The organism is Pseudoalteromonas sp. Z9A4, assembly GCF_011378845.1.
Classification (GTDB): Bacteria; Pseudomonadota; Gammaproteobacteria; order Enterobacterales; family Alteromonadaceae; genus Pseudoalteromonas; species Pseudoalteromonas arctica.
In genome coordinates this window covers 16,161-38,995 of the sequence record NZ_WTLA01000025.1, presented here as the reverse complement: position 1 = coordinate 38,995, position 22,835 = coordinate 16,161, and the positions used below count along the sequence as shown (strand labels likewise).

Here is a 22,835-nt window from a genome sequence, read left to right as displayed (position 1 = left end):
ATTACACATAAAGGCCGCATAAATGCGGCCTTTGAAGTAGTTAACCTGTGTACAGATTAGTTAACTAAAAGAATAGTTATTTAAATAGCAGTTAAAACTTAGCTAAGTTGTTTTTACTGTCTTTATCGACCAGCTTAATGTAAGGATCAACCCCCGCAAATAATGGTTTTTCTTTTACTTTAAGCTCAATAGTATTGGTACCAGATACTATTTGATGCTTTTTCGAGTAAATAACAAAGTCTTCAGCTAGTAAGTTTTCAGGGTCGTCGCTAAACAATGCAATATCAACTAGCTCATCGAGCGGCTGTTCAGTTTCTTCACCTTGGCCATCCGCACGCTGTTTAACGGCTTCTACGCTAAGTGTTACAGTATAAAATCCTTCGCTATCAACGCTATCTGTAACTGAAACGTCTTTCATCTCAAGCTCATACAAAGTGATATATTTAAACTGATCGTCAATAAAACTTTGTTCTGCTTGCGTTGCGTCTTGTTTTAAATAGCTAAGTAAATCAAGCGTAGTTGGGTATGGCGTTGACTGGTACTGAAATTCATTTAAAAATGCTTTGAGTGCATTGTTTAAACGTTTTTCACCTAAACGATCATAAATCGCCATCATCACAACTGATCCTTTATTGTAATGAAGATATTGTTGCGACTGTGTTTTATATAGTGGCATTTCTTCAAAGGCTTCCCCTGTACGCCCTATTAAGTACCTATCAAGCTCATATTTTAAAAACTTACGTAGCTTCTCTGCGCCAAAGCGTTTCTCAAGCACCATAAGCGCACTGTACTGTGAAAGCGTTTCAGAAATAACCGCGCTCCCCTCTACATTAGCCGCCGATACTTGATGCCCCCACCATTGGTGCGCTACTTCATGTGCGGTAACATAGTAAGGGTAGTCAACTTTACTCTCATCTCTTAAGTCTGTAATAAACCCTATGCTTTCGGAGTATGGCACTGTATTGGCAAAACTTTGTGCAAACGAGCGATATTTAGGAAATTCAATAATACGTAGTTGTTTATGCTGATACGGCCCAAATGCTTGTGTAAAGTAATCTATCGAGTCTTGTACCGACTCAATCATACGGTCAACATTCCATGCATGATTTTTGTGGTAGTACACCTCAATATTTACCCCATTATGCTCAACCTTTTTACTTTCAAGTTCTGCCGAAAGCACCGCGTAAAAGTTTAAAATGGGCGCATCCATTTCATAAACAAAGGTACGGCGCCCCTCTTTTACACTTTCACTTTGTAAATACCCTGGGGTAATAGCAAATTGCGACTCGTCGGTCGTTACCGTCGCCTTAAAGTTAATAAACCCATTAGCTGCACCTAAATCACTTTGTGTATAGTACTGACTGTCCTCTAGCTTATGGGCACGTTCAAGTTCTGGTAAATCATGCTTACGACGTTCAAATTTATCAGCTACCTGTAAACCACGGTTATAACCAAAGTTAGGAAGGAGTTCCCAATTATTAATAAAAGTGCCATTGGCAACTAATTGTGTATCAGAGTCTTTATCGGTAAAGGCTGTATGATCACGAGTAACCGACAGTTGCCCTTCTCTTACTTCGTTTGGCATAAGCGGCTGCTCAAACTCAAACCATGCTGAATAAAACGCTGGTAATTTTTCAACTATCTTTCCGCCAGCCATGGCTACATCCCAACTTTTAGCGTGTTGAGGTGAGGTAATCAAAACTCGCGTAATTGGCTCGTTAGAGGTATTGGTAAATTTAATTTTTGCCACAGCACTTAAAGCACGCTTTTTTGGATAAATATCAACAGTTAAATCAACATCGGTCACCATAGGTAGTGCTAAGTCTTTGTATTGTGCAAACTGCTGCTCATAACTTATTTGCTTGTCTTGAAACTCATCGCTCGTAGTAAACTCATTCAAAACTCGCGTGTTGTTATAAATATTGTAGCCTGCACCAACAAACACTAATGCACTAATAACCGCAACCGCTTGCCCTTTTAACAACATATTATAACGAAGCATAGACAAGCGTGTGCGCAGCGTTTGTGAAGGACCGCGATGCCATAACGCAAACCCAACAATCGCTAAAACAAGACTTAACGCACCCCAATATAATGTGTACCAATGCGCGCCTTGTAAAAAGTGCCCATAACCATTTATATCAGAATACGGTACGCTACTGCTTTGCGAAAAGTGATACATATGGTGCTCAAACCCATAAGAACCCATTACTTTTTGCGCTATGTAATACAAAATAAACAAGCCCATTCCTACATATTTATTCGGGCTAATAATTTGTAAAAAGAAGGCGAGTACCGTCAGCATAATTAACGGTAAAATCGATAAATAAACAATCCTAAATAAATACTGTCCTAGCTCTAAATTAAATTGACCTTTAAATAACTGAACTGTAATTGTGAGTATCATTCCCACTAGAAACAACCCAGAAATAGCGGCGATTAAAGCCAGTATTTTTGACACCCAAAAAACACTGTTATGTACCGGAAAGCTGTCAACAATATCGCCCATGCCACTTTGTCGCTCTCGCCACACAAGCTCAGCACTATAAAAAGCGATAATAACAAACAAAAATAAACCGGAAATACCACTAATAACATTTACCATATTCTGAGTTAAAGGCCAGTTAGTAGTGCCATAGGCGCCAATAGGAGCAAGTAGTGGGATCATAAGCGTTACAATGCTTACACCCGCTAAAATCATAAAAGGAGCACTAAATATAACTTGTTTAAGTTCGAATATACTGCGCATTATTAGCTGAGATTTAGTACTAACCCCCGCTGATTTATAATTTTTAGCACTATTGATAAGTGCAGCTTGTTTATTTTGTACAAAAGCAGAGACTTTAAATTGCTTCTTCTGTTTTTTAGTTACTATGCGATTGCTTAGCTTTCCAAGGCCAAAAAACATTGCAACACTGATTGCCACCCACAATATACGGTTAACTAAAAGGTCACCTGTGAGCGTTAGAACTTCTGTGTTTTTATCATTTACAGTCCAATAACGTGTTAAATCAATTAACGAACCAGAGCCAAATGGGTCGGCGTAAACAACAATATTTCTAAATGCTAAATCATCAAAGTAAACGCCGGCAATTTGATAGGCTATAAAAATCACAACAGCTGCTACATACACCGACATCATGGTTTTAAAATAGACCGCTACACTATTAAAAATAGCCGAAAGCACCAGTAAACTTGGCACTGCTAAATAAAGATAAGGCGCAGCGTAGTACATTAGCTTATTAGGACCTACCAATTCGCTATCGAGCCAGCCAACCAATAAACCAAATTGCGACCCTAAAAACACACCCAATGGCACGCTTAAAAACACAATAAGTACAACTAAGTAAGAACCAAAAAAACGCCCTGCTTGATAAGGCACAGGATTAACAGGCTTACTAAAAACCAGCTCATCCATTTTGCTTTCACTGTTGCGAATAGCAGAGCTGGCAACAAAGTTAACCACTAAAAACATAGCGAGTGTACAAAATGTAACGGTTAAAAGCATAATAGAGAAAGGCGAGTTCATATGAACATTCGCCCCACCTAACGGGAACTTACTACTAGAGCTTATAAAAAACGCCATAAAAAAGAAGATTAATGAGGTCACATAAAACGAAGGCTGGCGCACAAAGTAGCGCAGCTCAAACGCGAGCATATTAAAAAACATAACGCCTCCTTATGCTACTTGGCTGTTACGATGATTAAGCAGAGTAGAAAAATACACATCTTCTAAATTTGCATTACTTGCTTCAAACCCTTGTGGGGCTTGCTCTGCTATTACATGTAAAATTGTTTTCCCTGCAAATAGGCGCTTAGAAATAACCGGTAATTGCGGCTCAAGTTCTTGCGCTTCTTCTTGGATCATAGCTTTGCGCCAAATTTGTCCTTGGAGCTTATCGGTAAGCGCTATTGGGTTACCTTCTAGTAAAATCTTACCGCCAGCCAACACCGCCATATTTGGGCAAAGCTCTGCAACATCTTCAACGATATGGGTCGATAATATAACTACTTTTTGCTCGCCTAAGCTTACTAATAAGTTATGGAAACGATTACGTTCCTCTGGGTCTAGCCCCGCTGTTGGCTCATCAACTATTAGTAAATCAGGGTCACCCAGTAATGCCTGTGCAATACCAAAACGCTGGCGCATACCGCCCGAAAAGCCACTGACCGCTTTTGAGCGATGTTGATATAAATTAGTGTGCGCAAGTAATCCTTCAACCGACTCTTTACGCTCTGCTTTATTATGAATACCCTTTAAAACAGCCATATGGTCCAGTAAGTCGTAAGCACTAACACGCGGGTACACACCAAAATCTTGTGGTAAGTAACCTAAGCGTTGGCGCAGTGCCTGTGGGTCTTTAAATACATCAATGCCATCAAAAGTAATTGAACCTGAATCAGCCGACTGCAGTGTTGCAATGGTACGCATAAGCGATGATTTACCTGCGCCATTTGGCCCAAGCAATCCAAACATCCCTTTACCGATAGATAAATCAACACCTTGTAGTGCATGTACGCCGTTATCGTAGGTTTTAGATAACCCAGTTATTGATAGCATTTTTACTTCCTTGAATATGAGTAATTATTTTTATAATGTTTTATATCACAAGAAAAACAGGAACATAAGTTACTTGTTAGTTAAATTTGTAACAACAAACAAACATAATTTAAACTCATAACACTTGCCTGCACTGTATTCACTCGGTATAAAAACCACATATACTTTTTATAAGAAGCGAAAAGCCATGCAAGATCACCAAAGCCAACCATTAAACGACTTTATAGAATATCCACACGACGAAATGCTAAATCGCGCTAACGAGTTTTTAACCACCAGCCAACGCCGTCATAGTATTCGTAGCTTTAGCGATCGCCCAGTACCAAAAAATATTATTAAGGCATGTATAAAGGCAGCAGGTACAGCACCAAGTGGAGCGAATCATCAGCCTTGGCATTTTGTGGCTATAAACAGCAGTGATGTAAAAAAACAAATAAGAGAAGCCGCCGAAAAATTAGAGCGTTCTTTTTACGAAGGCAGAGCAGGTGAAGAATGGTTAGATGCACTAAAACCGTTAGGGACCGATGCTAATAAGCCTTATTTAGAACATGCACCTTGGCTTATAGCTGTATTTAGTCAAAAAAAGGGCGGTGTAAGCACCGATGATAAAAATACGAATTATTATGTGCATGAGTCTGTTGGTTTAGCTACCGGCTTTTTAATTCAAGCTTTGCACCGCAGTGGTTTGGCAACCCTTACTCATACTCCAAAGCCAATGAGTTTTTTAACCGACATATGTAATCGCGATAAAGATAACGAACGCCCATACATGCTACTTATTACAGGCTACCCAGGTGATGATGCAACAATACCTGCTCATGCTCTGGATAAAAAATCTATCGATGAAATAGCTACGTTTATTTAGTATCTTCTTGTCGGCAAAACCAGTCATATAATAAAGCGATGATCGACTCAACTTTTGGGTCGATCAATGAGTAATAAATAGTATGCCCTTCTCGGCGAGTAACAACCATATTCGCCTTGCGTAAACTTGCTAAATGCTGAGAAAGCGCCGACTGCGCTAAAGGTACATTTGTGTTTAGCTCACCTACACTTTGCTCACCTTGTAATAAACTACATAAAATCATTAACCGATTTTTGTTAGCCATTAATTTTAAAAACTGTTCGGCTTGCTCTGCGTTGACAGCTAGTTGTTCAATATTCATTTTATTATTTCTCTTTTTGATACCTTTTTAAGTATAGACTTTTACATTAGTAAGTTCTAATATAATTAACATTAGGTTTTACTAATGTTAAGGTAGCCATGAAACTAGCGATGCCATTTTATTAATCGGCAGAAGTGCTGTAGCAGTATCCGCACTATTAAGTTACTTTATATAAAGTAACTTTCAGTTTTTAACGTTATTTATAAGTATTAACTCAATTCAACCTACTTATACCAAGTAGCACTCATTAATGTCTTTTTTAAGAAAAAGAGGATTTACAAACTAATGCTTACATCAATCCCTGATTTACTAAAAATTATCACACCTAACCAACGCCGTATTGACGCAGCGCAAGCAAAACTCGAGCTTGAACAAAATAGAGGTTTACTTATTGATGTGCGAGAACCTGCAGAGCACGCGACAAAATCAGCTGCCGGCGCTATAAATATTCCGCGTGGATTACTCGAGATGAAACTAATGGAAATAGAAAAAGACGCAGCTCGCCCTATTTACGTGCACTGCGCAAGTGGTGCACGCGCAACGTTGGGAGCAGAAGCATTAACGCGTGTTGGTTATGAAAACGTAACCGTTATTACCTGTGACGCAAATCAAATATGTAGCGTATTTTAAGTATCTACTAAGTACTTATAATTATGCGCCTAACAAAGGTAGGTGTTTAACGCTGTGATAAGTCAGTGCTAATTTAATACACGCTTTAAGTGGGTACTCTGGTAATGGCTTTTCACTATTTAATACAATTGCTCTATTTCCTTCAAAGGTAAGATTATGAGAGTACAACTCTCTAAATGTGCTTACTAGCTTTGATTGGCAATGAAAAAACAAATAACACGATGAGCCCTTAAAGCCTACGCGAATGGGGCTGCCATTTATTGTGTTATAACTTGGCTCTCCCCACCTTAAAGACTCTTCAACAGCTCCTAAGTTTTGCTCTTGTGCTACGGTATAAATTAGCTCTCGTAATTGTATAAGCGTACTTTTAGCTGCCTCAGGATGATTATTAAATATATTTTTTATATCCGTATTCATAAAAACATCCTTATAAGTATTACAAGTTTAAAACAGGTTACTTTTGCTGCCTTTCATCAACTAAAACAAGTAGCATCTGCTCAATATTTTTAACACTATAAGTAAGTGCTCTCAGTAGCTCTTTCTCACTTTGCTCTGTTGCCTGCTGCGACGTTTTACCTTGATTAGCCAATACATCTTTTTGCTCAAGTATCGCCTCTCTAAACTCACTCGCATTAACCACACCAAGCAAAGACACTAAAGCACCATTTCCTGACTGCCCTGCTGTTTCAAAGCTTAAACGATATAATCCAAAAATTCGCATGAGCGGCCCTTGGCTTAACCCTACATCTGTTATTTTTTCAAGCGGAATAGATTTTTCTTCTTTAAATAATATGCCACGTTTAACTACCAATTTTTGTGGTAATAAGTCAGCCGACATAGCTGCGAGTATTCGCCCGCCCACCAGCCATACAATCGCTAAAACAATGGGTAACAACGGAATAGTCACCAGCGCTAGTACACTAAAAAAAGCGGCCATTAGCATCCAGTATTGCTGAACCTTCGGGTCGAAAGATGCACTTTTTAAAATATGTTTTGTCATTGTTTTAATCCTTTATCTATATAACTACAAATACACTCTGCAAACTTCAATAATCTCTACTCAATCTTACAAACTAATAACGACTTTTATAGCAAGAGCAATAAACACAACCCCCAGTATTTTATCAAGCCATGGGTTCTGCTTAGTAAAACCAAAGCGATTTTTTGAAACCTCAGTAAGTACTGCAACTAGTAAATACCAACCTGTATCAATTACAAACACGGTTAAGCACATAATAATGCCAATGCTTAAAGTGAGATTTTGCGGGTCAATAAACTGTGAGAACAAGGCTAAAAAGAAAATAGCGAGCTTGGGGTTCAAAAAGGCAATGGCAAAGCCATCTTGTAATGCTTTAACTGCACTTATCTCACTTTTTTGTACTTGCAGTTCGTCATTATTGGGTTTTGCTAATAGTATTTTTAAACCTAAATAAGCTAAATACCCAGCGCCTAAATATACAAGTACTTGGTATACCGTTGGAAACTGAGCCATCAATGTCCCCAAACCAAGTAACGAAGCTGCCGCATAAAGCCCAACACCCATGCCATGGCTAAGTGCAGCAAGCATACCGTTTTTCATTCCGCCACTCATTGTATGCTTTAGTACAACTGCAAGGCTTGGGCCTGGCGACATTGCACCCATCATGCATACAAGTACTAAACTAAACCATGCTGCTAATGTCATTTTTGTCCTTATAGTTCATCGTTTTCTATTAATAATATATAGGCCGTTATTTGGCCTTGAAAAGCAGTCGCGGTATTTATACTTATTACTTTCCAACCTTCTTGATTTAAGTGGTATATGCGCTCATTCAAAGCATCTACATCAATGCCGTTACTAAAAAACCACGCCTTTTAAATTCTACTATTTTTTGCATTGTTTGTTATCCATTTTATAAGCGGTAGTCAAAGTCGTAATAGTGAATACTCTGCTCAATGCGTATTTTCATACTGCCAGTTAATCCTTTTAGCTCATTTGTGCCTGAATCAGGAATAACATTTAAAATAAGACTATCTTGTCCTTTATTCATAGTGCCAAAGTGTTGCAGTACAAAACTGCCCTGCTTACCTTCAAGCTCACCTATCACTTGCTCTATTGCCACGTAACCCGCACTGCCTTGGGTTGGCGTCATTGCGCTAAGCATCTCGCCTTGGCTTGTAGCATTTAAGTCACCTTTAAATGTTTTATCAATCGACATGCGTCCTAAGTTAATACCTTGCTGCCCTTTGGCGTAACCTTCAATTGGCGCTAAAGCCACTGTAAATTCACCACTTATTATTTTTGTTGTCATAACAATTCCTTATTGATGATATTTAATACTATTGATTTTTAATCCGATGATGCCATATCTATACCTTAACCTTTAAAAAGAATCCACTATGTCAAAAAACACCTCTGCATCCGAAAAAGCAGCTTTTAGCAGCTTATTACCTGTTTTTGCTTTTATAAAACCTTACAAATGGATGGTAGTAGCTGCGCTAGCCGCGCTATTGGTCACTGCGGGGGTTAACTTATCACTAGGTCAGGGGGTTAAGTTTGTTATTGATCATGGGTTTATTGCAGGCTCCAAAGATCAATTACAACAAGCTGTACTGGTGCTCATTGGCTTAATCAGCTTATTAGCGATCGGTACCTTTAGCCGTTTTTATTTAATGTCGTGGATTGGCGAACGAGTCAGTAACGATATTCGAAAAGCCGTGTTTAATCGTATTGTTACGCTACACCCTAGCTACTTTGAAGAAAACCGCAGTGGCGAACTTATGTCGCGTTTAACCACCGACACCACATTACTGCAATCAATTATCGGCTCATCATTTTCTATGGCACTGCGCAGTGTACTTATGTTGATTGGTGGACTTGCTATGTTGTTGTTTACTAATTTGAAGCTCACCTTAATAGTTGTTGCCTGTGTACCGCTGGTACTTGTCCCTATGATGATATTTGGTCGCAAGGTACGTAAACTAGCAAGCTCTAGCCAAGATGCCATTGCCGACATAAGTACCTATGCCGGAGAAGTCATACAAAATATTAAAGTAGTGCAAAGCTATAGCCACGAAGCACAAGAGCAGCATGCCTTTGCGCTTGAGACCGAAAAAGCCTTTAACGTGGCTAAAAAACGTATTAAGCAACGTTCATTTTTAATAGCTGTAGTGATTTTTTTAACCTTTAGTGCCATTAGCGCTATGCTATGGGTAGGTGGCAACGATGTACTTGCAGGTACCATGACAGGTGGTGAGCTAGGTGCGTTTGTGTTTTACGCTATTATGGTGGCAATGTCGGTGGCAACCGTTGCTGAAGTATATGGCGAACTACAACGTGCAGCAGGCGCGGCGGCAAGGTTACTTGAGTTACTTGCTGTTAAAAGTGAGATAGAAAACCCACTAGATCCACAAGACGATAGCTTACTGAAAGATAGTAGTAGCCCTGCTATTACGCTTGAAAATATAAGCTTTAACTATCCCTCTCGCCCAGACGTAAGCGCGCTTAATAAAATAAGCCTAAATATAAATCAAGGCCAAACCGTGGCAATTGTTGGCCCTTCTGGCGCAGGTAAAACAACGTTATTTGAATTGCTACAACGTTTTTACGATCCGGCTAGCGGAGCTATTAAGTTTAAAGATGTAAACATTAAAGATTTATCGCTTAATACTCTGCGTAATAAAATGGGCATGGTAGCGCAAAACCCTATTTTATTTAGCTCCGACGTAATGCATAACATCCGCTACGGCAACCCAAGTGCAACCGATGAGCAAGTATATGCCGCAGCAAAGTATGCGCATGCCGATGAATTTATCAAACAGTTACCGCAAGGTTATAACAGCTTTTTAGGTGAGCAGGGTGTGAGGTTATCGGGTGGGCAAAAGCAGCGTATTGTGCTTGCACGTGCCATATTAAAAGACCCTGAAATACTTCTTCTTGATGAAGCCACCAGCGCGCTGGATGCGCAAAGCGAACACCATGTACAAGCTGCGCTTGAGCATTTAATGCAAAACCGCACCACGTTAATTATTGCCCATAGGTTGGCAACGGTTAAACATGCCGATGTGATTGTAGTGATGGAAAATGGGGAAATCATAGCAACGGGTACTCACCAAGAGTTGTTAGCAAGTAACCCGTTGTATCAAAAACTGTGTGAATTACAGTTTAATAAGGATTAACCTTCGGTATTTGGCACTATCTGAATTTCTACGCGACGGTTTTGAGCACGGCCATTTGCACTATCATTAGTTGCAATTGGGCGTGTTTCGCCATAGCCCATAGTGCTAACACGTGTAGCCATAATTTGTTGGTTCACTAAGTAGTCTTTCACACTTTGTGCGCGTTCACGCGATAGGTTCATGTTGAAGCTATCTTTACCCGTACTGTCAGTATGCCCTTGCACACTAAGGTAGGTTTTTTCGTACTTGTTCATTACTTTAGCAATCGCATCTAACGTATCGTTGAAGCCTGATGAAATATAAGACTGAGCAGTCGCAAACGTAATGTTTGATGGCATTACTAAACGTAAGTTGTCACCTTCACGCACTACTTCAACACCTGAACCCGCTAACTCATCACGAAATGCTTCTTCTTGCTTATCCATGTAGTCGCCAACAGCAGCGCCCGCCAGTGCACCAATAGCTGCACCAATAAAAATACGTTTATCTTTATGATTACCCGTAGCCTTACCTAATACACCTCCGGCTGCGGCGCCTATAGCGGCTCCTTTACCTGTGTTATTCATTTCACAACCAGAAAGTAATACAGCTACTACGGTTACGCTTAAAAGTGATTTAGTTAAAGTCATGGTGATACCCTATTCATTAAGAATTTAGCAAGAGTATGCAAATACATGTATGAACAAACTATGAAGAGAGTGTTAAAAGCAACGCATCTTGCTTGATTGTTAAACAGACCTCAAACTAATGTGTCATTTTAATAAAAATGTCATACTACGCTGTGACAATTTAATGAATTTTACAAAGGATATTGGCGCAATGTTAATTGCTATTTTTAGACAGTTTTTTTTACTAGGGTGTATGAGCTTTGGCGGCCCTGCTGCGCATTTAGGTTATTTTAAACGCCACTTTGTAGACTCGTTAAATTGGTTAACTAACACGCGTTACGCACAACTTATTAGTTTAAGCCAAGCGCTGCCGGGTCCTGGCTCTAGCCAAGTTAGTTTTGCTATTGGTGTTGAGCGTGCTGGAGTACTGGGTGGTATAGCTGCTTTTGTAGGTTTTACTCTGCCTTCGTTTTTAATAATGGTGCTGCTTGCGGTGAGTGCTCATCAGTTTGACGCTGTTTACTTTGCCATTATTGCAGGCTTAAAGTTATTTGCCGTTGTTATAGTTGCTGATGCAACACTTAGTATGGCTAAAAGCTTTTGTACAAGTGCTGCGCTTAAGTTACTTGCTGTAATGAGTACACTTGCTTTGGTGTTATTTCCAATGATGGGAACTCAAATCGCTATTTTAATAACCGCTGCAACAATAGGTGCTATATGGCCTTTATTAAAACTGGGTACAGCCACAGAAAATGTTAGCAGTACAAAAAGTAATATTAATTGGATTGCACTGGGGTTATTTGCGCTCTTACTTGGTGTGAGCTTTATTCCACTAGGACATGAGTTTGCTTTGTTTGCCCCTTTTTACCAGGCAGGTGCAATGGTGTTTGGCGGCGGACACGTAGTACTGCCGGTACTTCAAGCTGGCGTACCAGCATTGAGTGATGATCAGTTTTTAAGTGCTTACGCGAGTGCACAAGCAGTGCCTGGGCCTATGTTTACTATTGCTACTTACTTAGGCGCACAACTTACTACAGAACAACCTTTAGTGGGTGCTCTTATAGCTACACTGCTTATATTTATGCCTGGTTTTTTACTTATACTCGCATTCCAAAAGAGCTGGATTAACTTGGCAAGTAAGCCACGTTTTGCAAGCTCAATAGCGGCGCTTAATGCCGCGGTAGTAGGTTTTTTAGCGGCTGCACTGTATTCGCCAATTTGGACATCAGCGGTGCATAACCTTTGGCAAGTTGCGTTAGTAATAATTACATTTGCATGGCTGCGATTTAAAAAGCCACCTATTTGGTGGCTCTTAGCTTTATTTATTGCTGTGGGTCTTTTACAACACTATTTGCCATCACTCTAAATGTTGGCTTATCTGTTTGTTGCTCGTTAGGTGGGCTTAATTGTCCACTTACACTTTGATATGCTCTAAGCCCAAACACGGGTAATACCGCAAGCAAATGGTCCATTATTTCGGCTTGTAAATGCTCGTACGAAATCCAGCGTTTGTCTTCACTAAAGCAATAAAACTCAATAGGTAAACCATGGTTTAGTGGTTGTAGCTCTCGTACCATTAACGTAAGTGACGTATTAATTTTACTGTGCTGTTTTAAATAGCCTTCAGCATAGCGACGAAATAGCCCTAAATTAGAAACCTGAGCAGGTAATGTCGTCACTCGAATATAGTCGTGCAGCGGAATAGCCGCATCAATTTGTTTTCTAAACTCATCACCCACTAAACAAATACTGTGCATATCAATATTGAGTGAGCGTTTAATACGTCTACCGCCCGACTCTTGCATCCCGCGCCAGTTTTTAAATGAACCCGCTACCAGCATATAAGTTGGAATAGTTGTTATGGTGTTATCCCAGTTACGTACCTTTACGGTATTTAAACCCAAATCAATTACTTCGCCATCGGCGCCGTAGTTTTCTACTTGAATCCAATCACCATAGGTTACTAGGCGATTTGCTGCTATTTGAATACTGGCTACAAAGCCTAAAATAGTGTCTTTAAATACTAATAACGTAACAGCAGCAATAGCACCAAAGCCAGAGAGAATATAAGTAGGTGACTTCTCAAGAAAAATGCTCACAATTAAAATTGCACACACAATAAAGGTTATTAGCTTAACAACCTGAATTAAGCCCTGAATAGGGACCTCGCGGGCAAACTCTAACTGGTTATAAATAGTACCCGCAATGCTCACAATACTGCTAAAAATAAAACCAGCATAAATAATAAGTAAAGCTTGTCCTATCGTTTTTAGTATTTCTCCTGCAATTTCATTAACTGGGTATACGCTATCAAACGTAGCTAAAAACAATACGCAGCAAAGCATTCCGGCAATACGCTTATTTAGCTTATTAAGCATAGGAGAAAGCGCACCAATTCGCTCAGGAGAAAGCCTCGTCACTATTTTTTGAATGCCAGGTAACATTAATCTACGAGTAAATAAGTAAACAATTAATAAAGAGAATATCCCTATTGAGACTGCGGTAATTGAGCTAAGAAAATCCGCGTCGGGTACTTTTTCAAACCAAGGAGCAATTAATTCCTGAAGATGGGTGTTGGTCATAGTGTTTCAATTTCCTTACTGATTTGTGGTTCAGGTAAATCTTGTTGAGCATAAATGTCGGCAAGCTGCTGATCTTTAGCAACCCATAGCTCATTCACATAATGTTGAAAATTAACTTTAAATACGTCATCGCTTTGATAGCTGCCCTGCATATTGTCATTAATGGGCGTTACGTCTATTGAAACATAAATAGAATCTAGCTCACCTTTTAGCAAGTTACGGCAAAAGTGATCTGTCTTACCGCTATATACTAAACTTGTATTAAGCATGGCATCAAATTGATCGGCTAATACTTCAAGCGCAAAAGCAATGCCGCCCGCTTTGGGCTTTAATAAATGCTTAAAAGGACTTTGTTGCAGATTATGTTTGGCTGGCGTATAGCGTGTACCTTCAACAAAATTAATGATGGTAGTAGGATGATGACGAAAATTACGACAGCTACGCTTCGTGCGCTCTACATCCAACCCTTTCAACTTTGGATTTTTAGCAAGCTGCGCTTTGCTTACCCGTTTCATAAACGGCATACCCATAGCCCACGCACCAGTGCCAATAAAAGGCATGTATTTTAACCCGTCTTTTAAAAAGAACTTAGGGGCAGGCAATGCATGTAATGAGCTAAGTACAGTTATATCTAACCAACTCGCGTGGTTACAAATAAGTAAATACCAACTTTTTGAGTTTAAGTCGCCACTTATATCAACCACAATGTTAGGGCAACCTAACCAAAGCCCTAAACGGTTGCCGTTACACCAACCTCGGTAAGCGCTGTGTAATATAGAGTTAACCACAGGCAAAGGCAGTAATAACTTAATAAGGCCCAGTACAAATACTAGCGAGCCAAAAAGTATCATGTTAGAAAACAATACGCAGCCTACAATTAAGCCGTTAAGCCAATTTGGTAACCACTTTTTTAGCATAACTGTAAGCTCATATTTTTACCTTTTACTTATGGGTTTTTTCGAGCGATTGTAGTGTTTGCTCTTTGTTTTCCCATAAGCGGTTTAACTCGCTTTGAAAGCGAACTCTAAATTCAGAATCACCTGTGTAGTCACCAATAAGCTCTTCGCTTACCGGCCTTACTTCCACGTGTACGTTGATATTTTTTACCTTACCACCAGCAAAATCCATAAAAGTAGGAATACCATCTGGGTACTGAATGGTAACGTTAACCACTTTAGTAATTTGCTCGCCCATTGCTTGCATTACAAAAGCAATACCGCCCGCTTTTGGTTTTAATAAATGTGGGAACGGGCTATTTTGGCGCTCATGCTTTTGCGTAGTAAAACGAGTGCCTTCTACAAAGTTAACCACACTTACTGGCATCTCTTTAAATTTTTCGCAGGCTTTACGTGTGGTTTCTAAGTCTTTGCCACGCAGCTTTGGATTCTTTTTTAATTGGCTTTTACTCGTGCGAGTCATAAACGGAAAATCAAGCGCCCACCAACATAAACCTAAAATAGGCACGTAAATAAGCTCTTTTTTCAAAAAGAAGTTTAAAAATGGAATTTTACGATTAAACACGCGCTGTAATACTAAAATATCGACCCAGCTTTGGTGATTTGCAATTACTAGGTACCAATCTTTTAGTTTAAGGTCTTCAAGGCCAGTTACATTAAGTTTAGTTGGCGTAAATAACGCTTGATTTAAGCTATTAAAGGTAACCCAAATAGTTGCAAATTGCTTAGCTGCCCAGCTCATAAGCTTTTGTAGAGGCTTAATAGGGATAAGCTTTATAAGCCCACAAACAAAAATAGGCACAAACCAAAAAAGTGTGTTTATTGTGTAAAAAACAATACTAAATACACTGCGAATAACTGACATTACTTCCATTCCTTTAAACATTGCGCAGCCACTAATACTGCGCTTTCAGTTGCTTACAAATTAATCTTCAAAATAGGTATAGCCTTCAAGGCCTGCATTAAGCTCAGCTAAATAACCTTCTTTACACTGCGTCGATACATCAAGTTTATTAACTTGGTACGCAAAGTTGTCAGCTAAAATGGCGCTATCATAGTCAACAAACTTTAATACATCCTTAACGCTATCACCTTTTATGGCATTGGTTAACACGTAGCCATCGTCGTTAAGCTCTACGTGCACCGAATCAGTGTCACCAAATAGGTTATGTAAATCACCTAAAATCTCTTGATACGCGCCTACCATAAACATAGCGATGTGGTATTGCTCGCCATGCTTATATTCTGGTATTGGTAGGCTGGTTTCGATACCAGCGCCTTCAACGTATTCACGAATCTGCCCGTCAGAATCGCAGGTAATATCTTGAATAATCGCGCGCTGAGTCAGTGGCTGAGTTAAGTTTTCGATTGGCATAACAGGAAACAACTGCTGAATACCCCATACGTCAGGCAACGACTGAAATAATGAAAAGTTAACAAAGAGTTTATCAGCAAGCTTTTCGTTTAAATCGTCGAGTACTTCACGATGCGCGCGCGCATTATTACTAAGCGATGCACGTACACGATGTAAAATAGTAAAGTAAAGCTGCTCTATTTTCGCCCACTCTAGCATGCTTACTAAGCCATGCACGTACTGATCGTGCGCTTCGCTAAATAAGTGCATAGCGTCGTGATAAATCTCCAGTGCCATACGCGGGTTTAAACGCTGTAAACACTGCCACATTTCATCAAGCACTAATGCGCTATTTTCAAGCGGTGGCTCTGGATTTAAATGATTAGGCGCTTTTTCTACGTCAATTACATCGGTAATTAATACCGCATGGTGAGCAGTTAAAGCACGCCCCGACTCGGTGATAATGGCCGGATGCGTAAGGTTATGCTGATCGCACACTTCTGCAAATGCATTCACTACGTTACGCGCATACTCTTCTACGGTGTAATTCATTGAACATGCACTACGCGAGCCAGAGCCCTCGTAATCAACACCTAAGCCGCCGCCCACATCAACGGTATTTAACGGTACGTTTAATTGTGTAAGCTCAGCAAAGTGGCGTGCACATTCACGTAAAGCACGGTGAATATCACGAATATTGGCAATTTGAGAACCAATATGAAAATGCACCATTTGCATTAAGTGCAGCTTATTATGCTTTTTAAGCACTTCAACAGCACTTAGTACTTGGCCTGCTGTTAAACCAAACTTGCCTTTTTCGCCGCCCGTGTTTTGCCACTTGCCTTTGCCTACTGAGTTTAGGCGAATGCGAATACCAATAGCCGGTTCAATGCCTAGGTTGTCTATTTCTTCAAGTAGTGTGGTCAGTTCTGAAAGCTTCTCTACCACAATTTTTACGCTGTGGCCCATTGCTTGACCAATACACGCTAGGCGTAAAAACTCACTGTCTTTATAGCCGTTACACACTATTGTGATTGGCTCTTTTGCTACACCCAAAATAGCCATAAGTTCTGGCTTTGAGCCTGCTTCTAGGCCAACAAGCCCGCTTGGATGCGCCAATAGCTTACTTACTACAGAGCGTTGCTGATTTACTTTAATTGGGTAAACACAGGTGTATTTTCCGTTATATTCACGATTTGCTCGCGCTTGCGTAAACGCGTTAGTAAGGGTGTCTACACGATTTTTTAAAATATCGGTAAAGCGCACTAAAACCGGCAACGTTAAACCTTGTTGTTTAAACTGCTCTGTTAATTGCGTTAAAGAAATGGCCGGTTTTGTTTGGTCGCCATCTGGGTAAGCCACCAGTTCGCCTTGTGCGTTAATATCAAAATAACCATCACTCCAATGAGCAACGTTATAAGTGGCGCGTGCTGTTTCTAAACCCCAGGTCATGGCAACTCTTCTTTAGTCAATTAGGTATAAAGGCGCATTTTAATACGTCACTATCCACTAGGCTAACAAAAATTGAACTTTCACTCACTCCTAACTAACTTTATTCGTCAAATCAGTTAAAATGTCATTGAGCAAAACGCCAAGCACTGGCAGAATTGCCCCTTTTTCATACTCAACCTAAAAAGTGTAATAGTAACTATGGCAAATTTAGATCAAAGTAAGTGGTTTACTGAAATTAGCGACCGCGATGGCAGCGCATTTTCATTACGTATTAATAAAAAGTTAGATGAAAAACAGTCTCCTTTTCAAAAGGTAGAAATGTTTGAAACCACAGACTTTGGTAATTTAATGATCATCGACGGGTGTACTATGGTAACAACCCGCGAAAACTTCTTTTATCATGAGATGATCAGCCACCCTGCACTTTTAGCGCATCCAAACCCTAAAAACGTCGTTATTATTGGCGGCGGCGACTGCGGTACTTTACGCGAAGTATTAAAACACCCAGGCGTAGAAACTGTAACGCAAATAGATATCGACGAAGTAGTAACGCAAATGTCGTTAAAATACTTCCCAGAGCTTTGTGAATCTAATAACGACGCCCGTGCAACGGTTATGTTTGACGACGGTATTAAATACATGCGCGAAGCCGCTGGCGAATCTATCGACGTAGTGATTGTTGATGGCACAGATCCGGTAGGTCCAGGTGAGGGTTTATTTAACCATGCGTTTTACACAAGCTGTTTAGATGCACTGCGCCCAGGTGGTATTTTAGTACAACAAAGTGAATCACCACTTATGCACATGCCACTATTAGTTGAAATGCGCGAAGCAATGTTAAGCGTAGGCTTTAAGGATTTACAAACATTACCATTTCCACAACCAATTTACCCAAGCGGTTTATGGTCAGTAACACTTGCACGTAAATCACAAGCATTTGACGGCTTTAGAGAAGATGGCGCGGCACAAATAGCCGAGCACAGTGAATACTACAATAGCGGTATTCATCATGGCGCACTCGCTACACCTAACTACATGAAACGCGCATTCGATAAAAAATAATACCAATCTGCTTATATATGGGGTCTATTTAACGTTAAGAAAATTACGCTAGAACTAGGCAAAAATTTTTGTATCTAGTTGTTCTAAATAAAAAATTTTTAACGACGTTATAGTGCAATTTAATTCGTTAAATTGATCAAAAATTTATGCAGGTTGGTATAATCTATACCAATTTTATTAAACTAAAAAGGGAGCATTTAAATGCTCCCTTTTTTATACTTTTAAAAACGCCATTGCGCATTTAGCATTATTTGCTGCTGCGAGATTCGTTCATTAAATCCAATTGGCTCTCTATTTTTTGCAACACTTTTAAGTGCAGAACCTTCAACCCCTATTTGTAGTTTATTAGTGAGCTGGTAGCGCCATGTTGCGGTTAAGCCTTCCCCATTACTTGCATTAGGGTCAAACGCGGTTGTGTCGTTGTCAGTAACTTTAAAATAATCATAACGTACTGAAACTCGATGTTTGCCTTCTTTATGGCTCAGCATTAAATAATGGCTATAAAAAGCATTATCAATTAATGCGTTACTGCCCATTTCAGTTTTACCATTAAGTACCTGTGCTATTAAACGTGTTTTACTATTAAACTTATAAAGCCAAGCAGCGCTTGTAAAGCGAGTATCCCAAGCATACTGCCCTGTACTAATATTGAGTGTGGTTGGGTCACCGTTATTGTTGTAATAATAAATTCGAAATTGTGATTTTTTTAAGTAATCCCAATGTACGCCAGCGTAATAGCCAAAACGACCGTCTACTTCTTCAAACGGTAAAACCTGATTAGCCTGCCAACGTAATTCGTATGCATTTAATGCCGCTATAGGCGCAAATTTAATACTTTCGTTAAATGTAGTTTGTCTATCGTGTAATGCAAAACCACGCCACGCAAGTAAAGTACCGGCAGGATCATTGCCTTTAAATGTAGCACCTACAAAACTAAAGCTATGAGCGCTGTTAAAACGTTTTGCTGGGCGCTTAATCGTTACCTCTGCGCCAACAGTGCGTACTTCCTCGCCTATCCAGCTATTAATAGCTGAGTTTGTATAATTATAAGGAGAAGTCCACCCTATATCAGGATTTTCAAGCGACATAAGTGGGTAAAAGCCCCCCACGCGCATGTGCCATTTATAGTTGCTGTTAGATAGCGGCTGATACTTTATATAAGCCTGCGTAAAACCAAGGCCAACGTCAGGATCTTGATTCGTATTTAACACCCCATGAGCCGACCAACTAGATGCTAAATCAACATTAAAATCTAAAATACCTTGGGATAAAATAAGTTCGTCGCTTTTAGTATCGTGCCGATATAGCCCAAGGCCGCCCTCTTGGAAGCTACGTATATCGTCACCCTGCACGGCTCTAATTTGCATCAAGCCTTTTACTTGTGCATACAACACATTACTAAAACATAAAGCACCGGCTACAAATGCCAGCCTCGTTAAGCGATTAATAGTCATCAAATTCATCCGTAGCAAAGTCAATTTGCTCCGCAATTTCCTGCTTTACTTTATAAGTGATCGGGTTAGTAGCCACAGTAATAGTTTGAGATTCAACCTTACTAATATCACTAAATCCAGAATGCCAAACACTTAACGTGTATTCGCCTGCATTGGCATTTAAATCAACATTCCCGTTTTCATCAGTGATTGCAAAAATAGTACTATCTACCACCACAATATAACCTAACATCCAATCATGAATATTACAGCCAAGCTCAACAACACCCGTTTGATCAAAAGTAATGGGCGCTTTTGGATGCTCCTTATATAGCTTTAATTCGAACGTTTTGGCTTTAGAAAATGAATAAACATGATGCATGATTGAGTCCGCATTAGGAAACTCTACCTTTGCATTTTGTGGGACAACTAAAATACGCGGCTTAAATTCTCTATTTTGCTGGGTCATCGCATAAGGTGCTTCTGGAGGAATAACGCTAGAGGGGTCTCCTGCAGTTAGCCATACAACAGCATTAGGTAATGGGTCATTATTAGCATTTTTAATTGTAATATTTGCTGCAAAAACTCCAGTACTAACACTTAGTAAAAATACATAAAGTAAGCTTTTTATCATTTTCTTGTCGCTATTATCAATTTGTTTACATTATAGACCGATTAAGCCACCAAATTCTTTCTATTTTTTAAAACATTGAATACGTATGTAAGCAGTCGTATTAATCATCAACAGTCATTATCCTTAGATGTCACCACCGACTCATCTAAGGACACACCATGAGAATACCAGCACTTGTGCTTTTAGCCTTTGCTAGTAATAGCTACGGACAAACCGTAGAGCTAAAATCGCCAGACACACAAATAACAGTAAGCATCTCTGACGAGAACAACACGCCAAGCTACGCAATAAAATTTAAAAACAAAGCAGTTATAAACAAATCTTTACTGGGGTTTGAATTTAAAACACAAGCAGCTTTTAGCGATGGCTTTAAAATTAAAAGCATTGAACAACAAAGCGTTAACTCACAGTGGCAACAACCTTGGGGCGAACGTCAAAACGTTGTTGACGAATATAACGAAGTAGCCGTTACCTTTACAAAAAACGAGCCAAATAAAGGTACCTACACAATTCGATTTAAAGCATTTGATAGTGGTGTAGGTTTTCGATACGAAGTACCACAACAAGCCGGCTTCGAACATACAGAAATAACCAAAGAGCTGACTGAATTTGCAATAAACAATAGTCATGATGCAACAGCATGGTGGATACCTGCTCGTGGCTGGAACCGCTACGAATATGTTTACAACACTACTCCACTTAACGAAGCTCCACTAGCTCACACACCATTTACGTTTAAAACAAGTGACGGTACTCATATTAGCATTCATGAAGCCGCACTTGTTGATTACGCAGGCATGGTGCTTAATCAACGCCGCTCTGGTACGTTCACTGCCGATTTAACGCCGTGGTCAGATGGTGTTGCAGTTAAAAAACAAGGTGCTTTTAAAACACCATGGCGCACCATTCAAATAGCCGACAGCGCTGTTGGCTTAGTTAATTCAGATATAATACTAAACCTAAACGAGCCTAATAAAATCGGTGATGTGTCGTGGGTTAAGCCTGGCAAATACGTGGGTATTTGGTGGGGTATGCATATAAACACGCAAACTTGGGGTAGCGGTAAAAAACACGGCGCCACTACGCAAACCACAAAATACTATATGGATTTTGCAGCGCAGTATGGTTTTGATGGTGTACTCGTTGAAGGCTGGAATATTGGTTGGGATGGCGATTGGTATTTTAATGGCGATGTATTTAACTTTACCAAACCGTACGACGACTTTGATATAGCAGCGCTTGCTCAATACGGCAAAGAAAAAGGCGTACAGCTCATTGGCCACCATGAAACATCAGGCAATGTAAGCAACTACCGTGACCAAATGGAAGATGCCTTTGCCCTTTACGAAAAATCAAACGTAAGCCAAGTAAAAACAGGTTATGTAGCCGATGGCGGAAATATAAAACGTATAGACAAAAACGGTATTGCTCGCCACGAATGGCATGACGGCCAGTTTATGGTTAACGAATACCTTTATAACGTAAAACTTGCAGCTAAACATAAAATTAGCATTAATACTCACGAGCCAATTAAAGATACAGGCCTGCGCCGTACTTATCCAAACTGGATTGCGCGCGAAGGCGCACGCGGACAAGAATACAATGCATGGGGTTCACCTCCTAATCCACCAGAGCATATACCAATGCTTGCTTTTACCCGCATGCTTGCAGGACCAATGGACTTTACGCCAGGTATTTTTGATATGAGCTTTAATGGTTTAGGAGGCGATACAAACCGCCCACAAACTACACTTGCCAAACAACTTGCACTTTATGTTGTTTTGTATAGCCCAATTCAAATGGCTGCCGACTTACCTAAAAACTATTTGGCTAAGCCCGATGCGTTTCAATTCATTCAAGACGTACCAACAGATTGGCAGCAAAGTATTGCTATTGATGGTGAAGTAGGCGACTTTATTGTATTCGCTCGTAAAGAACGTAAAAGCACTAAATACTCAGGAAACGATTGGTACCTAGGTGCTGTTACTGACGAAAAAGCCAGAACAATTGAGGTAAAACTCGACTTTTTAGAGCAAGGCAAAAAGTTTGAAGCACAAATTTATAAAGATGGTAAAAGCGCAGAGTGGAAAAACAATCCGTACGATCTAGCTATCGAAAAACGTGTTGTAACTGCAAGCGATAAACTAACGCTTAAATTAGCCACTAGTGGCGGTACAGCTATTCGTTTTAAAGCACTTTAAAATAGAAATTAAAGGCCGCAGTAAAATATAGCGGCCTT

20 protein-coding genes are annotated in these 22,835 nt (G+C 39.9%); 6 read left to right on the top strand and 14 right to left on the bottom strand.

The features are described from left to right. Positions 1-91: 91 nt before the first annotated feature. Both GQR54_RS15790 and GQR54_RS15785 read right to left on the bottom strand, forming a co-directional pair. Positions 92-3,670 carry a M1 family aminopeptidase gene (locus GQR54_RS15790; protein ID WP_166378886.1) on the bottom strand — a complete coding sequence of 1,193 codons (3,579 nt, stop codon included), beginning with the start codon at positions 3,668-3,670 and terminating at the stop codon, positions 92-94. A gap of 9 nt (positions 3,671-3,679) precedes the next feature. Next, complete coding sequence (locus GQR54_RS15785) at positions 3,680-4,561, bottom strand: ABC transporter ATP-binding protein (protein ID WP_166378884.1); 882 nt, start codon at positions 4,559-4,561, stop codon at positions 3,680-3,682. A 187-nt stretch (positions 4,562-4,748) separates the two neighbouring features. On the opposite strand from GQR54_RS15785, the gene GQR54_RS15780 reads away from it, so the two are divergent. Next, a complete protein-coding gene (locus GQR54_RS15780; RefSeq protein WP_166378882.1) occupies positions 4,749-5,426 on the top strand; it encodes a nitroreductase family protein in 678 nt (225 codons plus the stop codon). Here GQR54_RS15780 and GQR54_RS15775 read toward each other — a convergent pair. Then, positions 5,419-5,727 (bottom strand): metalloregulator ArsR/SmtB family transcription factor, encoded by a 309-nt coding sequence (locus tag GQR54_RS15775; RefSeq protein ID WP_002959523.1) that lies wholly within the window; start codon positions 5,725-5,727, stop codon positions 5,419-5,421. The two genes, GQR54_RS15780 and GQR54_RS15775, sit on opposite strands and share 8 nt — an antisense overlap. 285 nt (positions 5,728-6,012) lie before the next feature. On the opposite strand from GQR54_RS15775, the gene GQR54_RS15770 reads away from it, so the two are divergent. After that, complete coding sequence (locus tag GQR54_RS15770) at positions 6,013-6,357, top strand: rhodanese-like domain-containing protein (RefSeq protein WP_166378880.1); 345 nt, start codon at positions 6,013-6,015, stop codon at positions 6,355-6,357. A gap of 21 nt (positions 6,358-6,378) precedes the next feature. Here GQR54_RS15770 and GQR54_RS15765 read toward each other — a convergent pair whose 3' ends face one another. The 4 genes from GQR54_RS15765 to GQR54_RS15750 all read right to left on the bottom strand — a co-directional run bounded on the left by GQR54_RS15765 (position 6,379) and on the right by GQR54_RS15750 (position 8,648). Further along, complete coding sequence (locus GQR54_RS15765; protein ID WP_165736156.1) at positions 6,379-6,774, bottom strand: DUF1801 domain-containing protein; 396 nt, start codon at positions 6,772-6,774, stop codon at positions 6,379-6,381. 37 nt (positions 6,775-6,811) lie between these two features. After that, positions 6,812-7,357, bottom strand: a complete 546-nt coding sequence (locus GQR54_RS15760) for a PH domain-containing protein (RefSeq protein WP_007584611.1) — start codon at positions 7,355-7,357, stop codon at positions 6,812-6,814. A 66-nt stretch (positions 7,358-7,423) separates the two neighbouring features. Continuing rightward, the gene (locus GQR54_RS15755) at positions 7,424-8,041 is read right to left on the bottom strand and encodes a LysE family translocator (protein ID WP_166378878.1); all 618 of its coding nucleotides are present in this window, start codon (positions 8,039-8,041) and stop codon (positions 7,424-7,426) included. Between the two features lie 208 nt (positions 8,042-8,249). Beyond that, a complete protein-coding gene (locus GQR54_RS15750; protein WP_165722784.1) occupies positions 8,250-8,648 on the bottom strand; it encodes a DUF3224 domain-containing protein in 399 nt (132 codons plus the stop codon). Between the two features lie 88 nt (positions 8,649-8,736). On the opposite strand from GQR54_RS15750, the gene GQR54_RS15745 reads away from it, so the two are divergent. Beyond that, positions 8,737-10,515, top strand: a complete 1,779-nt coding sequence (locus GQR54_RS15745) for an ABC transporter transmembrane domain-containing protein (protein ID WP_166378876.1) — start codon at positions 8,737-8,739, stop codon at positions 10,513-10,515. Here the strand turns inward: GQR54_RS15745 and GQR54_RS15740 are convergent. Next, entirely contained in the window at positions 10,512-11,144 is a 633-nt protein-coding gene (locus GQR54_RS15740) for an OmpA family protein (protein WP_007584604.1), read from the bottom strand. The two genes, GQR54_RS15745 and GQR54_RS15740, sit on opposite strands and share 4 nt — an antisense overlap. A gap of 190 nt (positions 11,145-11,334) precedes the next feature. On the opposite strand from GQR54_RS15740, the gene chrA reads away from it, so the two are divergent. Further along, positions 11,335-12,489 carry a chromate efflux transporter gene (chrA, locus tag GQR54_RS15735; RefSeq protein WP_010554934.1) on the top strand — a complete coding sequence of 385 codons (1,155 nt, stop codon included), beginning with the start codon at positions 11,335-11,337 and terminating at the stop codon, positions 12,487-12,489. Here chrA and GQR54_RS15730 read toward each other — a convergent pair. Genes GQR54_RS15730 through speA form a run of 4 tightly spaced genes read right to left on the bottom strand, consistent with a single transcriptional unit; the run spans position 12,446 to position 17,467 of the window. Next, positions 12,446-13,705: a mechanosensitive ion channel domain-containing protein gene (locus GQR54_RS15730; RefSeq protein ID WP_101163384.1), complete on the bottom strand. Its 1,260-nt coding sequence runs from the start codon at positions 13,703-13,705 to the stop codon at positions 12,446-12,448. The genes chrA and GQR54_RS15730 overlap by 44 nt on opposite strands. Beyond that, the gene (locus GQR54_RS15725) at positions 13,702-14,622 is read right to left on the bottom strand and encodes an acetyltransferase (RefSeq protein ID WP_166378874.1); all 921 of its coding nucleotides are present in this window, start codon (positions 14,620-14,622) and stop codon (positions 13,702-13,704) included. The genes GQR54_RS15730 and GQR54_RS15725 overlap by 4 nt, the downstream gene beginning before the upstream one ends. A 25-nt stretch (positions 14,623-14,647) precedes the next feature. Beyond that, complete coding sequence (locus GQR54_RS15720) at positions 14,648-15,526, bottom strand: acyltransferase (RefSeq protein WP_101163383.1); 879 nt, start codon at positions 15,524-15,526, stop codon at positions 14,648-14,650. Between the two features lie 60 nt (positions 15,527-15,586). Then, positions 15,587-17,467, bottom strand: a complete 1,881-nt coding sequence (gene speA / locus GQR54_RS15715; protein ID WP_007584591.1) for a biosynthetic arginine decarboxylase — start codon at positions 17,465-17,467, stop codon at positions 15,587-15,589. Between the two features lie 198 nt (positions 17,468-17,665). Here speA and speE point away from each other — a divergent pair, with 198 nt between their 5' ends. Continuing rightward, positions 17,666-18,529 carry a polyamine aminopropyltransferase gene (gene speE, locus GQR54_RS15710; protein ID WP_166378872.1) on the top strand — a complete coding sequence of 288 codons (864 nt, stop codon included), beginning with the start codon at positions 17,666-17,668 and terminating at the stop codon, positions 18,527-18,529. 221 nt (positions 18,530-18,750) lie between these two features. Here speE and GQR54_RS15705 read toward each other — a convergent pair whose 3' ends face one another. Both GQR54_RS15705 and GQR54_RS15700 read right to left on the bottom strand, forming a co-directional pair. Continuing rightward, on the bottom strand, positions 18,751-19,983 hold the full coding sequence (locus GQR54_RS15705; RefSeq protein ID WP_166378870.1) for a hypothetical protein: 1,233 nt from the start codon (positions 19,981-19,983) through the stop codon (positions 18,751-18,753). Further along, on the bottom strand, positions 19,973-20,596 hold the full coding sequence (locus GQR54_RS15700) for a hypothetical protein (RefSeq protein WP_007584982.1): 624 nt from the start codon (positions 20,594-20,596) through the stop codon (positions 19,973-19,975). The genes GQR54_RS15705 and GQR54_RS15700 overlap by 11 nt, the downstream gene beginning before the upstream one ends. Before the next feature lie 158 nt (positions 20,597-20,754). Here GQR54_RS15700 and GQR54_RS15695 point away from each other — a divergent pair, with 158 nt between their 5' ends. Further along, complete coding sequence (locus GQR54_RS15695) at positions 20,755-22,797, top strand: glycoside hydrolase family 97 protein (RefSeq protein WP_166378868.1); 2,043 nt, start codon at positions 20,755-20,757, stop codon at positions 22,795-22,797. Positions 22,798-22,835: the final 38 nt, after the last annotated feature.